Origin of the sequence: Pseudomonas asplenii (assembly GCF_900105475.1) — a bacterium.
Classification (GTDB): Bacteria; Pseudomonadota; Gammaproteobacteria; order Pseudomonadales; family Pseudomonadaceae; genus Aquipseudomonas; species Aquipseudomonas asplenii.
Genome location: NZ_LT629777.1, coordinates 3738470 through 3751720, shown reverse-complemented (window position 1 = coordinate 3751720; position 13251 = coordinate 3738470). Strand labels below are relative to the sequence as shown.

The 13251-nt window shown below is 61.9% G+C and carries 11 protein-coding genes; 6 read left to right on the top strand and 5 right to left on the bottom strand.

What is annotated here, in order from left to right:
* Positions 1-50 precede the first annotated feature (50 nt).
* Positions 51-947 (top strand): LysR family transcriptional regulator, encoded by an 897-nt coding sequence (locus tag BLU37_RS17225; RefSeq protein WP_010445831.1) that lies wholly within the window; start codon positions 51-53, stop codon positions 945-947.
* Positions 948-950: 3 nt separating this feature from the next.
* On the opposite strand, the gene BLU37_RS17220 is transcribed toward BLU37_RS17225, so the two are convergent.
* The 5 genes from BLU37_RS17220 to BLU37_RS17200 form a co-directional block, all read right to left on the bottom strand.
* Positions 951-1511 carry a GNAT family N-acetyltransferase gene (locus BLU37_RS17220; RefSeq protein ID WP_172833031.1) on the bottom strand — a complete coding sequence of 187 codons (561 nt, stop codon included), beginning with the start codon at positions 1509-1511 and terminating at the stop codon, positions 951-953.
* 31 nt (positions 1512-1542) lie between these two features.
* Entirely contained in the window at positions 1543-3798 is a 2256-nt protein-coding gene (locus BLU37_RS17215; protein WP_090206890.1) for an Orn/Lys/Arg family decarboxylase, read from the bottom strand.
* A 117-nt stretch (positions 3799-3915) separates the two neighbouring features.
* Entirely contained in the window at positions 3916-4659 is a 744-nt protein-coding gene (gene dnaQ / locus BLU37_RS17210) for a DNA polymerase III subunit epsilon (protein WP_010445826.1), read from the bottom strand.
* Positions 4652-5104, bottom strand: a complete 453-nt coding sequence (rnhA, locus tag BLU37_RS17205; protein WP_090206887.1) for a ribonuclease HI — start codon at positions 5102-5104, stop codon at positions 4652-4654. Before rnhA ends, dnaQ begins: the two co-directional genes overlap by 8 nt.
* Positions 5105-5136: 32 nt before the next feature.
* Entirely contained in the window at positions 5137-5895 is a 759-nt protein-coding gene (locus BLU37_RS17200) for a methyltransferase domain-containing protein (protein ID WP_019362158.1), read from the bottom strand.
* Between the two features lie 74 nt (positions 5896-5969).
* On the opposite strand from BLU37_RS17200, the gene gloB reads away from it, so the two are divergent.
* The 5 genes from gloB (at position 5970) to BLU37_RS17175 (ending at position 13250) form a co-directional block, all read left to right on the top strand.
* Entirely contained in the window at positions 5970-6749 is a 780-nt protein-coding gene (gene gloB / locus BLU37_RS17195; protein ID WP_090206884.1) for a hydroxyacylglutathione hydrolase, read from the top strand.
* A gap of 99 nt (positions 6750-6848) precedes the next feature.
* Positions 6849-8252 carry a transglycosylase SLT domain-containing protein gene (locus BLU37_RS17190; RefSeq protein WP_090206881.1) on the top strand — a complete coding sequence of 468 codons (1404 nt, stop codon included), beginning with the start codon at positions 6849-6851 and terminating at the stop codon, positions 8250-8252.
* Positions 8253-8504: 252 nt separating this feature from the next.
* Positions 8505-10334, top strand: coding sequence for an extracellular solute-binding protein (locus BLU37_RS17185; RefSeq protein WP_090206878.1), 1830 nt, complete (start codon positions 8505-8507; stop codon positions 10332-10334).
* Positions 10331-12175, top strand: a complete 1845-nt coding sequence (locus BLU37_RS17180; protein WP_090206875.1) for an extracellular solute-binding protein — start codon at positions 10331-10333, stop codon at positions 12173-12175. Before BLU37_RS17185 ends, BLU37_RS17180 begins: the two co-directional genes overlap by 4 nt.
* 1 nt (position 12176) lies before the next feature.
* Complete coding sequence (locus tag BLU37_RS17175) at positions 12177-13250, top strand: microcin C ABC transporter permease YejB (protein WP_090206872.1); 1074 nt, start codon at positions 12177-12179, stop codon at positions 13248-13250.
* Position 13251: the final 1 nt, after the last annotated feature.

Here is a 13251-nt window from a genome sequence, read left to right as displayed (position 1 = left end):
GGTTAGGATCAGTCCACTGACCTCCTCCGTGCGGGACATGGACTTCAAGCATGCGTCTACGCCATATCGAAGTAATCCAGGCCATCCTGCAGACCGGCAACCTCGGCGCCGCCGCCGAGTTGCTGCAACTGCCGGCGGCCACGCTCAGTGCCACCCTGCAGGATGCCGAGCAACAACTGGGCTTCCTGCTGTTCGCCACGGTACGCGGACGGATGCAGGCCACGCGCGAAACCCGCGAGTTGCAGCCACAGATCAGCCACCTGTATCGGGAACTTGAGCCGCTGCGGCGGCTGGCCAGTGAACTGCGCCAGCACCAGGCTCCTCCCCTGCGGGTGACCTGCACCCCGACACTCGCCCAGCACCTGCTGCCACAAGGCATCGCCGCCCTGCGCCGGCGCTTTCGGGAAACCCCGTGCACCCTCGCCAGCCAGCACACCCGCGAGATCGTCCGCAACCTGCTGTTGCACGAAATCGAACTGGGCCTGAGCCTGAACGACCCCGAGCATCCACAGATCGACTGCCAAGCCCTGGCCCAGGGCAAGCTGCAATTGCTCGCACCCCATGGCTGGTTGCAACCGAAACAGAAATATATCTCCCTGCAAGACCTGGCCGGGCAATCGATGATCGGCCTGGAACAACAGGACACCCTCAGCCTGCTGCTCGACAGCAAGCTGCAGGGCCTGCGCCCGCCACCGCAGGTGCAGACACGGGTCCAGACCTATCAGATGATGCGCAGCATGGTCGAGGCCGGTGAGGGCCTGGCGATCGTCGATCCGTTCACGGCCGTGGGCGCCAGGGCTGGCGGGCTGGATGTCTGCCCGCTGTCGCCGGCCGTCCCCATCACCCTGTACGCCCTGACCTTGAAGGAGCAACAACCGTCGGCGGCGCAGAAGGCCTTGCTGGAAATCATCGGCGAAAAGGCCGCGGCCATGCTGGCACCGACCTGACCCTCAGGCCGGCGGCGCGAACAACAGGTACCAGAACAACGCCACTTCCCGAGTATGTACGTCGATCCCGCGATAACGCAGATGATCCATGCCACCCAGTACATACCCGCAACGCTCGTACAGGCGACAGGCGCCCAGGTTGTTGTTCTGGGTTTCCAGCATGACCCCCGGCAGGTTCTTCTTCTCGCTCCAGAATCGCACCTCTTCCAGCAGGGCCCTGGCCACGCCGTGACGCCGCGCACGGGTATCCACCGCCAGTTCGTCGACATGGGCAAAACCGTTCCAGTTGGTACTGACCACCACATGACCGGCAGGCCGGCCATCGAGGTAGGCCATGAAGATCGCGCTGTCGGCCTTGCCGCGAAAGCTGGCGAACTCCTCGGGGTCGATACCATAACACTTGCGGTAGGGGCCCACCGAGGACAGCGACCACTGCTCGACCTTGCGGCCTATCTCGGCCCGGCCATAGGCCTTGACCTGAAAACTGAAATCGCTGCCCCAGATGTACTCGGAGAAGCCCTCGTCGGCCACCCGGACCGAGACTTCAGGGTCTTTCGGGTTCATGACTAAATGCATAGGGGGAACTGTCCCATCCTCATTCCTTGATGCAATCGACGGTATAGCATCGGCCATGACCGTTGTCTTCATGTTGCAGGCCGTGCACGTCGGCGACAAAACCGGGGAAACCGCTGTCGAAGGCGCGGGCGAAGGCCAGGTAGTCGATAATCGAGCGGGTCGTCTCGGTGAAACGCTCACCCGGCATGATCAGGGGAATCCCCGGCGGGTAAGGTACCAGCATGACCGCCGCGACCCGCCCCTGCAATGCATCGATCGGTACCGCTTCGACCTCACCGCGGACCAAAAGATCGTAGGCATCGGCAGGTTTCATGGCGACTTCCGGCAAGGCCGTATACATGCGTTTGAGATGTTTGGCCGTGGCATTGCTGTGATAACAGCCATGCAGTTGATCGCACAGGTCGCGCAACCCCATACCCTGGTAACGCTGCGGCCCCTGCCGGGCCACCGATGGCAGGCAACTGGCCAGGCTGGTGTTGGCGTCATAGTTGCGTTTGAAGTCCAGCAACTCCGTCAGCAGGGTGCTCCATTTGCCCTTGGTGATGCCCATCGAGAACAGCACCAGGAAGGAGTAGAGGCCGGTCTTCTCGACCACCAGGCCACGTTCCCAGAGAAACTTGCTGACCACCGCCGCCGGAATACCCCGCTCGCTCAGGGCGCCACCGGCGGTCAGGCCCGGCATCACCAGAGTGACCTTGATCGGATCGAGCAGCACATAGTCCTCGGCAACCTCACCGAAGCCATGCCAATCGGCTTGCGGTTCAAGCAACCAGTCAGCGGTCTCGACCCGGTCGATGCCCTCTACCCGTGGCGCCTGCCAGATGCTGAACCACCAGTCATCGGCGGCGATATGCTGCCGGAGATTGGCCAGGGCCCGGCGAAAGCTCAGCGCCTCATCGAACATTTCCTGGAGCAGCGAACGCCCCGCCGGCCCTTCCATCATCGCCGAGGCCACGTCCAGCGAGGCGATGATGCTGTACTGCGGCGAGGTCGAGATATGCATCATGAACGCTTCGTTGAAGCGATCGCGGTCCAGTTGGCGTGCCCCACCATCCTGCACATGGATCATCGAGGCCTGGCTGAAGGCCGCGAGCAGCTTGTGCGTCGAGTGCGTGGTGAACACCAGCGGACTGTCCGGAGTACGCGAGGTGCCCATGCCGTAGCGCCCGGCAAAGAACTCATGGAAGGCCGCATAGGCGTACCAGGCTTCGTCAAAGTGCAAGACCTCGACACTGTTGCCAAGGCCCTGCTTGATCAGTTCGGCGTTGTAGCACAGACCGTCGTAGGTCGAGTTGGTGACCACCGCCAGCTTCACCCTCGGCTCGCGGCCACGGGTCAGCGGGCTGGCGTCGATCTTTGCCTGGATCGACTCGCGACTGAACTCGCTCAGCGGAATCGGACCGATGATCCCCAGTTCGTTGCGCTCCGGGCACAGGTACAGCGGGATGGCACCGGTCATGATGATCGAGTGCAGCACCGACTTGTGGCAGTTGCGATCGACCAGCACCAGGTCATCGCGACCGACCATCGAGTGCCAGACGATCTTGTTCGCGGTTGACGTGCCATTGATCACGAAGAACGTGTGATCGGCGCCAAAATTGCGCGCCGCCCGAGCCTCGGCCTCGGCCAGCGGGCCGGTGTGATCGAGCAACGAACCGAGTTCCGGTACCGAGACAGACAGGTCGGAACGCAGGGTATTTTCGCCAAAAAACTGATGAAACGCCTGCCCCACCGGGCTCTTGCGGTAAGCCACGCCGCCGCCGTGCCCAGGCGTGTGCCAGGAGTAGTTGGAATCGGCGGTGTGCTGCACCAGCGCGCGGAAAAAGGGCGGCAGCAGGCCATCCAGGTAATTGCGCGCTGCCCGGGCGACCTGCCGGGACAGGAACGGTACCGTGTCCTCGAACAGGTAGAGGATGCCGCGCAGCTGATTGAGCTCGCTCATGGCGTCGGCCGGCGCATTTTCCAGAGTGACCTGCTCGCCCAGGGCAAAGATCGGCAGATCGGGAGCACGGACCCGCGCCAAGCGGATCAACTCGACCATGTTCTGCAGCAGGTGAGTGTTTTCCCCGGCGCCCTCGGCCGCGATCAGCAGGCAGGCCAGACCATGGTGGGTCGAGGCGACCAGGCGGCCTTCGGCATAGTCGACCGCACAGAAGACGCTGAAACCGTCCTGCTCGAGCTCCCGCGCGATTCCCCGTACCCGATCACCGGCAACCGTGTCGGCCTTGATGTCGCGGTGCACGATCAGGATCGGAAACTTCAAATCCTTGTACATGAGCCTGTCAGTCCTGAAGCGACGGGACACCGTCCGTCTGTTCCTTCAGGGTAGAAGCTGTTTGTCCTACATGTGAAGCTGAAACAAGAGAAAGGAGAACTCTTGTAACAAACAACCCTATTGCGCGGCGGCTTCGGCCAGTTGCGTCCACAGCGCAGGTCCACCGGCGGACTTGGCAATGATTTCCAGGCGCGCCTGATGCTCGGCCAGCTCGCTCTCGCTGGCCCGGATGATCCGGCCCGGCTTGCGATCGGCCGACAGCCGGCGGATTTCGCTGGCCTGCCCGGCCCCACCTTCACCGGCACCGTCGCTGGTATTGCCAGCGAGGGAGAGGCTGGTCTGGCCGCCGGTCATGGTCAGGTAGACGTCGGCCAGAATCTCCGAGTCGAGCAAGGCGCCGTGCAGTTCACGGCCGGAGTTGTCGACCCCATAACGCTTGCACAATGCGTCGAGGCTGTTGCGCTGCCCCGGGTGGCGTTCCCGGGCCATCAGCAGGGTATCGAGAATGCTGCAGTGCTGGCTGATATCGGCGCGGTCGTGCAGCCCCGCCAGGGCGAACTCGTTGTTGATGAAGCCAACGTCGAACGCCGCGTTGTGGATGATCAGTTGCGAGCCCTTGATGAACTCGAAAAACTCGTCGGCCACCTCGCCGAAGCGCGGCTTGCCGATCAGGAACTGGTCAGTGATACCGTGGACGCCGATCGCGCCCTCATCGCTTTCGCGATCCGGTTGCAGATAGACGTGGAAATGCCGCCCGGTGAGGCGCCGACCGATGATTTCGACGCAACCGATCTCGATGATCCGGTGGCCGTCGGTGACCGGCATACCGGTGGTTTCGGTATCGAGTACCACACTACGCATGCTTGATTCCTCGCACTTCATCCACACCACGGTTGGCCAACTGGTCGGCGCGTTCGTTACCGGGATGGCCGATGTGCCCGCGTACCCATTTCCATTTCACGGTGTGGCGGCTGACCTGTTCGTCGAGCAACTGCCAGAGGTCGGCATTTTTCACCGGTTCCTTGGCCGCCGTCTTCCAGCCGCGTTTTTTCCAGTTGACCATCCACTCGGTGATGCCTTTCATCACGTACTGGGAGTCGGTCACCAGCAGCACTTCACAGGGCCGCTTGAGTTCTTCCAGGCCACGAATCGCGCCCATCAGTTCCATACGGTTGTTGGTGGTGTTGGCCTCGCCACCCCAGAGTTCTTTCTCGACGCCCTTGCACACCAGCAACGCTCCCCAGCCGCCAGGACCGGGGTTGCCCTTGCAGGCGCCATCAGTGAAGAGTTCAACGCTATCGCTCATTACAACCTTTCCATCGAAAAAAAGTACCCGTTTCAGGGTTCGCTGGGGCGCCGGTTGACCTTGGCCAGCGGCAGCGGCACCAGTTTGCCGACCGGCTCGCGGCGTATCTGCTGGACCGGCCGCAAGCCAACCATGATCTTGCGTGCAACCAATAGATAGAAGCCGCCGCCCACCAGTTGCCAGTCACCGGCCAAGCGCTCCCAGCCCGCCAGCCGCGCTTGCCAGGCTGGCGAGGCCAGCGGTGGACGATAGCACCCGAAGCGGCGTTTCTCCAGCGCAAAGCCCAGCAGGTTGAGCCAGTCGGCCACCCGCGAGGGCGAAATGCAGCGGGCCTGGCGCAAGGCATCGCGGGCGAACACGTGCCGCAGGCCCCAGGAACTCCAGGGATTGATCCCGACGATCAACAGGTGCCCACCGGGCCGCACGCTGGCCGCGGCTTCGCGCAGCAGACCATGGGGCGACAGGCTGAAATCCAGGCCATGCTGCAACACCACGACATCGGCCGCGTGCTCGCTCAGCGGCCAGGCCCGTTCCTCGCAGACGATTTCGACGCCGGGCAATGGCGCGCCCAGTCGCACGTTGCGCCGCACCTGCTGCGCCTGCGGCGGGGTCTCGGCGCAAGGCCCGTAATGGACCAGATAGCCGCCGAAGTAACGCCCGAGTTCATCGTCGAGCATGCGCCGTTCTTCATCGAGCAACAGTTGCCCCAACGGGCCGGACAACCAGTCTCGGGCCGCGCTGATCAGTGCCAACCAGTCGGGATCGGCTTGAGCGAACGCTTTATCGGTCATTGCTTGCTCCAACTCGCCATGAGCCATACCAGCCTCTAAGATGCGCCAATGTTTTCCGCTTGGCGACTTCCAACATGATACAGATCGATGCACTGCCCGCGTTCACCGACAACTATATCTGGCTGCTGCGCGATAACGCCCGGCGTCGCTGCGCGGTGGTCGACCCGGGCGACGCGGTGCCGGTACTGGCCTGGCTGGAACGGCATCCGGGCTGGCAACTGGACGATATCCTGATCACCCACCACCATCACGACCACGTCGGTGGCGTCGAACGCCTGAAACAGGCGACTGGCGCCCGGGTACTCGGGCCCGCCGCGGAAAACATCCCGGCTCGGGACGTGGCGCTGCACGACAACGACCGGATCAGCATACTCGACCTGCCGTTCCAGGTATTCGCCGTGCCCGGCCATACCCTGGGACATATCGCCTTCTACCAGGCAAACGACACGACGCCGCTGCTGTTCTGTGGCGACACGCTGTTCGCCGGCGGCTGCGGCCGCCTGTTCGAAGGCACGCCTGAACAGATGCATGCCTCTCTCAGCCGACTGGCGGCGTTGCCCGCCCATACCGCCGTACACTGCACCCACGAATACACCCTGAGCAACCTGCGCTTTGCCCAGGCGGTCGAGCCGCACAATCCGGATATCGCCGCACGATTGGAAGAAGTTGGCCAGTGGCGCGCGCAGGGACGGATCAGCCTGCCCTCGAACCTGGCACTGGAACGGCGGACCAACCCGTTCCTGAGGGTCGACGAAACATCTGTTAAAGAAAAAGCGGACGAACGGAACGGCCGCGACAACGCGTCGCCAAGTGAGGTTTTTGCTGCCCTGCGGGCCTGGAAGGACACGTTCTGAAACCAGCGGGTGGGGTCACCGAAATGCTCAATGGTTGACCGCACCCTGAGCGCTTTCTAGAATCGCCCGACATTTTTGCCCGGAACTACCTTCCAGCCAATGCTGTCACCTAACCGAAAAACCATCAATTCAGGCACATTGACGCGATTGGCTCAGGCAGTCGCCGTGGCTGTGTCCGCCACTCTGGCGGGTTGCCAAGGCTTGCACCACCCCTCGGACAACGGCACCGAAACGGCGTCGAACCTCAACGTCCGGATCAAGCAAAAGCCGATCTGGGTCGGCGAAAAAACCAACCCGACGCCGCCACAGGATGTCTGGGAGCGCATGCGCCAGGGCTTCAAGCTGCAGGATGGCCTGGGCGTCAACCCACGCATCGAGCAGCAACGCCTGTGGTTCGCCAGCAACCCGTCGTTCCTCGAAAACGCCAGCGAGCGCGGCACACTTTATATTCATTACATCGTCGAACGTCTCGAAGAACGCAACATGCCGCTGGAACTGGCGCTGTTGCCGGTCATCGAGAGTGCCTACAACCCGATGGCCTACTCGCGTGCCGATGCGGTCGGTCTCTGGCAGTTCATTCCCTCCACCGGGCGCAACTTCAACCTGCGCCAGGACCGTTTCTATGATGGACGTCGCGATATCACTGCCTCGACCATCGCGGCGCTGAACTACCTGACCCGCCTGCACGACATGTTCAATGGCGACTGGCTGCTGGCCATGGCCGCCTACAACGCCGGCGAAGGTACGGTCAGCCGGGCGATCGAGCGTAACGAGAAGCTCGGCCTGCCCACCGACTACTGGAACCTGCCGCTGCCCCAGGAAACCCGTGACTACGTGCCCAAGCTGCTGGCCTTGTCGCAGGTGGTGATGTCGCCGGAAGCCTATGGCGTGAACCTCAACCCGATCGCCAACGAACCCTACTTCGCCAGTATCGAAGTCAACCAGCCGATGGACCTTTCGCGGGTGGCGGCCCTGGCCGAGATCGACGAAGACGAAATGATCCAGCTGAACCCGGCCTACAAGCAGAAAGCGACCCTCGACGGTCCGCAGCACCTGCTGGTACCGAGTTCCAAGGCACAGTTGCTGACCGCCAGCCTGTCGAACCTCAAGCCTGAAGAACTGGTGAGCCTACGGCCGAAAAAGCCGGTCTTCGAAAGCGTTGCCAGCAACGGTCCGGTCCGCCGTTACAAGGTCAGGAACGGCGACAGCCTGTCGTCGATCGCCAAGGCCAACAAGATCGACATCAAAGAACTGCAACGCTTGAACAAGCTGTCCGGGCATAAGTTGAAGGTCGGTCAGACCCTGGTCATGCAGGGGAATGTCCGTGCACCGATCAGCAAGAAGTCGGCTGCCCCCACGACCTACAAGGTGCAGAAAGGCGACTCCCTTTATATTGTTGCCAAGCGTTTCAATGTCGAAATGCAGCATCTCAAGCGCCTCAACCCGCGCACCGGCCAGGCACTCAAGCCAGGTCAGATCCTCACGGTTTCCCAGCCACATTGATCCTGCCTGCACCAGACACCTTCAGACTGTCGTGGATGCAGGATTTATCCGCGAATGGGCCCTTGACCATTCGCCGCCCGACGGGACGCCTTCGCGGATAAATCCGGCTCCTGCAGGGATTTATCAACAGTCCGGCATAGCGAATCGCCAGCAAGCAAACTCCCACAAAGACAGCGGCCTTTTTCCTGCTGATACAAGCTGTTAAGGTAAGATCCATAAAGCCCAAGCAGCCTGGATCGGATCCCTGAGTTGATGCGTCCCCTCCTCCCGTTCTTCATCAGCCTGGCCTTGAGCTTTCCCGCCAACGCGACGATCAGCGAAAGCCATGGTTATGCGCAGTTCGGCACGCTCAAGTACCCCGCCAACTTTACCCACTTCGACTGGGTAACCGCTGATGCGCCCAAGGGCGGCACCTTGCGGGTGATGGCTTTCGGCACCTTCGACACGCTCAACCCCTATACCTTCAAGGGCACCAGCCCGGTGTCGACGCCAAACTTCCTGCAATACGGCGTCAACGAGCTGAACGAAACCCTGATGGTCGGAACCGGCCAGTACGCGCCCTCCGGTGACGAACCGACCTCCAGCTACGGCTTGATCGCACAATCGCTGGAGTACAGCGAAGATCGCAGCTGGGTCGTGTTCAATCTGCGGCCCGAAGCGCGCTTTCACGATGGCACACCGATTACCGCCTATGACGTGGCGTTTTCCTATCGCCTGCTGCTCAAGGAGGGACATCCGCAGTACCGGACCAATCTGCAAGAGGTTTCCAGAGTCGACGTGCTCGGGCCACAGCGAATTCGCTTCGTCTTCAAGCGCTCGGGCAACCCGTTGCTGATCCTGCGCCTCGGCGAGCTGCCGGTCTTGTCGCAACACTACTGGCAAGGTCGGGATTTCAAGGCCACGACCTTCGAGCCGCCATTGGGCAGCGGCCCGTATCGCATCACTCAGGTCCAGCCCGGCCGGCAACTGGTGTTCGAGCGGGTCAAGAACTGGTGGGGCGAAAACCTGCCGGTCAATCGCGGCAAGTACAACTTCGACCGGGTCGAGGTCGAGTTCTACCGCGACAGCGATGTCGCCTTCGAGGCTTTCAAGGCGGGCGAATTCGATATCTATATAGAACACCAGGCGAAGAACTGGGGCAATGGCTACAACTTTCCCGCCGTCCTGCGTGGCGATGTGATCAAGGCACAGATCGCCCACCAGATCCCGACGCAGACCCAGGGCCTGTTCATGAACACCCGTCGCAGTACCTTTGCCCAGGACAAGGTGCGCGAAGCCCTGGGCCTGATGTTCGATTTCGAGTGGACCAATCGCACGCTGTTCAACGATGCCTACCGGCGCACCCTGAGCTACTACCCCAACAGCGAATTCTCCGCCAGCGGGTTGCCGGTCGGACAGGAATGGCTGCTGCTCTCGCCATACCGCGACCAGTTGCCAGCCGCCCTGTTCACCCAACCCTACAGCCTGCCACGCACCGAAGGCCGCGGCATTCCCCGCGAAACCCTGCGCCGGGCCCTCGGCCTGCTCGCCGAGGCGGGCTGGAAACTGGACGGCCAGCGCCTGCTGAACAGCGCCGGTCAGCCGTTGCGCTTCGAAATCCTGCTGGTCAATCCGAACCTCGAACGGATCCTCCAGCCCTATGTCGAAAACCTCGCCAGCATCGGCGTGGACGCCCACTTGAGAACGGTGGATCGCGCCCAGTACAAACAGCGTCTCGACCAGTTCGACTTCGACATGATCCTGATGACCCTCGACCAGACGCTCAGCCCCGGTCTGGAACAATGGCAGTACTTTCACTCCAGCCAGGCCACGGTCAAGGGCAGCAAGAATTACGCCGGTGTCGCCAACCCGATCGTCGACCGCCTGCTCGAAGCACTGCTGAACGCCCAATCGCGGGACGAGCAACTGGCCGCCGGCCGCGCCCTTGACCGGGTGCTGCTATGGCAGCACTACATGATCCCCAACTGGTACCTCAACTATCACCGCCTGGCCTACCGCAACCGGTTCGCCTTCGTCACCACGCCGCCATACACCCTGGGCCTGAGCGCCTGGTGGATGAAAGCTTCGGAGAAAGCCCAATGATGCCTTTGCGTGCCCTGCTGCTGTGCGCCGGTGGCCTGCTGTCGAGCGCGATAGCCGGTTTCGCCCTCGCCGCCCCGCAACATGCCCTGACCCTCTATGACGAGCCGCCGAAATACCCCGCCGACTTCAAGCACGTCGACTTCGTCAATCCCGATGCGCCCAAGGGCGGTACGTTTCGCCAGTCGGCCTCCGGTGGTTTCGACAGCCTCAACCCGTTCATCAGCAAAGGCGTCCCGGCCGACGACATCGGCCTGATCTACGACACTCTGGCCCGCCAGGGCATGGACGAGCCCTTTACCGAGTACGGCTTGGTCGCCGCCAAGATCGAAAAAGCCCCGGACAACAGCTGGGTGCGCTTCTACCTGCGCCCGGAGGCGCGCTTCCACGATGGCCATCCGATGCGCGCCGAAGACGTGGTGTTCAGTTTCCAGACCCTGATCAAGGACGGCGCCCCGCTCTACCGCGCCTACTACGCCGATGTCGCCGAGGTGGTCGCCGAAGATCCGCTACGGGTGCTGTTCAAGTTCAAGCACACCAACAACCGTGAACTGCCGCTGATCCTCGGCCAACTGCCGGTGCTGCCCAAACACTGGTGGGCCAACCGCGACTTCACCAAGGGCAATCTGGAATTCCCCCTCGGCAGCGGGCCTTACAAGCTGGCCGAGGTCAAGGCCGGCCGCTCGGTGCGCTATGAGCGGGTAAAGGATTACTGGGCCAAGGACCTGCCGATCAACCGCGGGTTCTACAACTTCGACGTGATGACCACCGATTATTACCGCGACAACAGCGTCGCCCTCGAAGCGCTCAAGGCCGGACAGTTCGACTACTGGTTGGAAATGAGCGCGAAAAACTGGGCCAATGCCTACAACACCCCGGCCGTGGCCGAGGGGCGGTTGATCAAGGAACAGATCCCCAACGGCAACCCGACCGGCATGCAGGGCTTTGTCTACAACCTGCGCAAACCGATGTTCCAGGACATTCGCGTACGTGAGGCGTTGAGCCTGCTGTTCGATTTCGAATGGAGCAACAAACAGCTGTTCAACGGTGCCTACACCCGCACCCGCAGCTATTTCGAGAATTCCGAGATGGCCGCTACCGGCCTGCCGGACAAGGCGCAACTGGCGATTCTCGAACCGCTGCGCGGCAAGATTCCCGAGCACGTGTTCGACCAGGCCTACCAGCCACCGGTCTGCGATGGCAGCGGCATGATCCGCAACCAGCAACGCCGCGCCTACCAACTGCTGCTCGAAGCCGGCTGGCATATCGTCGACGACAAGATGGTCGACACCGAAGGCAAGCCGGTGCGCATTGAATTCCTGCTGGCCCAGACCGAATTCGAGCGAGTGCTGCTGCCATTCAAACGCAACCTGAGCGACTTGGGGATCGACCTGGTGATCCGTCGCGTCGACGTCTCCCAGTACGTCAACCGCCTACGCTCGCGGGACTTCGACATGGTCGTAGGCAGCTTCCCGCAATCGAGTTCGCCGGGTAACGAACAACGCGAATTCTGGATGTCCGCCAGCGCCGACAAGCCCGGCAGTCGCAACACCATGGGGCTCAAGGACCCGGCCGTCGACATTCTGGTGGAACAACTGATCAACGCCGACTCCCGGCAAAGCCTGGTCGATCACGCACGGGCGCTGGACCGCGTGCTGCAGTGGGGTTTCTACGTGATCCCGAACTGGCATATCAAGACTTGGCGCATCGCCTACTGGGATAAGGTCGCCCACCCGAAAATCTCGCCGACCTACGATGTCGGCACCTCCACCTGGTGGATCAAGCCGGACGCGAAGCCGGTGGTTTCGCCGCAAAACACCCACGGCACAGGCGCGGAGCAATAAGATGCTGGCTTACATTCTGCGGCGACTGCTGCTGATCATTCCGACCCTGTTCGGCATCCTGCTGATCAACTTCGTCATCATCCAGGCGGCCCCGGGTGGTCCGGTGGAGCAGATGATCGCCAAGCTCGAAGGCTTCGAAGGGGCCACCAGCCGGATCGCCGGCGGCGGCTCGGAAGTCTCGGTAGCCGGTTCCAGCTACCGTGGTGCCCAGGGCCTGGACCCGGCACTGATCAAGGAAATCGAGCACATGTACGGCTTCGACAAGTCGGCGCCGGAACGCTTGTGGATCATGGTCAAGAACTACGCGAGCCTGGATTTCGGCAACAGCTTCTTTCGCGACGCCAAGGTCATCGACCTGATCAAGGAGAAGATGCCGGTGTCGATCTCCCTCGGCTTGTGGAGCACATTGATCATGTACCTGGTGTCGATCCCGCTGGGGATTGCCAAGGCGACCCGGCATGGCAGTCATTTCGATGTCTGGACCAGTTCGGCAATCATCGTCGGTTATGCGATTCCGGCGTTCCTGTTCGCCATCCTATTGATCGTGGTCTTCGCCGGCGGCAGCTACCTGGACTGGTTCCCGTTGCGCGGTCTGACCTCGAACAACTTTGACCAACTGAGCCTGCTCGGCAAGGTCCGCGACTACTTCTGGCACCTGGCCCTGCCCGTGACCGCCCTGGTGATCGGCAACTTCGCGACCATGACACTGCTGACCAAGAACAGCTTCCTCGATGAAATCAACAAGCAGTACGTGGTCACCGCCAAGGCCAAGGGCCTGACCCAACGCCGCGTGCTCTACGGCCATGTGTTTCGCAACGCGATGTTGCTGGTGATTGCCGGATTTCCCTCGGCCTTCATCGGTATCTTTTTCACCGGATCGCTGCTGGTGGAAGTGATCTTTTCCCTCGACGGTCTTGGCCTGATGAGTTTCGAAGCAGCCATCAACCGCGACTACCCGGTGGTATTCGGCACGCTGTTCATCTTCACCCTGCTGGGCCTGGTGGTGAAATTGATCGGCGACCTGACGTATACCCTGGTCGACCCACGTATCGACTTCGAACATCGGGAGCATTGAG

Excerpts from the sequence above, each read along its gene's own strand:
- BLU37_RS17180 (WP_090206875.1), top strand. The coding sequence starts at position 10,331 with ATGATGCCTTTGCGTGCCCTGCTGCTGTGCGCCGGTGGCCTGCTGTCG.
- gloB (WP_090206884.1), top strand. The coding sequence starts at position 5,970 with ATGATACAGATCGATGCACTGCCCGCGTTCACCGACAACTATATCTGG.
- BLU37_RS17215 (WP_090206890.1), bottom strand. The coding sequence starts at position 3,798 with ATGTACAAGGATTTGAAGTTTCCGATCCTGATCGTGCACCGCGACATC.
- BLU37_RS17175 (WP_090206872.1), top strand. The coding sequence starts at position 12,177 with ATGCTGGCTTACATTCTGCGGCGACTGCTGCTGATCATTCCGACCCTG.
- BLU37_RS17185 (WP_090206878.1), top strand. The coding sequence starts at position 8,505 with ATGCGTCCCCTCCTCCCGTTCTTCATCAGCCTGGCCTTGAGCTTTCCC.
- BLU37_RS17190 (WP_090206881.1), top strand. The coding sequence starts at position 6,849 with ATGCTGTCACCTAACCGAAAAACCATCAATTCAGGCACATTGACGCGA.
- BLU37_RS17225 (WP_010445831.1), top strand. The coding sequence starts at position 51 with ATGCGTCTACGCCATATCGAAGTAATCCAGGCCATCCTGCAGACCGGC.
- BLU37_RS17220 (WP_172833031.1), bottom strand. The coding sequence starts at position 1,511 with ATGAACCCGAAAGACCCTGAAGTCTCGGTCCGGGTGGCCGACGAGGGC.
- dnaQ (WP_010445826.1), bottom strand. The coding sequence starts at position 4,659 with ATGCGTAGTGTGGTACTCGATACCGAAACCACCGGTATGCCGGTCACC.
- BLU37_RS17200 (WP_019362158.1), bottom strand. The coding sequence starts at position 5,895 with ATGACCGATAAAGCGTTCGCTCAAGCCGATCCCGACTGGTTGGCACTG.
- rnhA (WP_090206887.1), bottom strand. The coding sequence starts at position 5,104 with ATGAGCGATAGCGTTGAACTCTTCACTGATGGCGCCTGCAAGGGCAAC.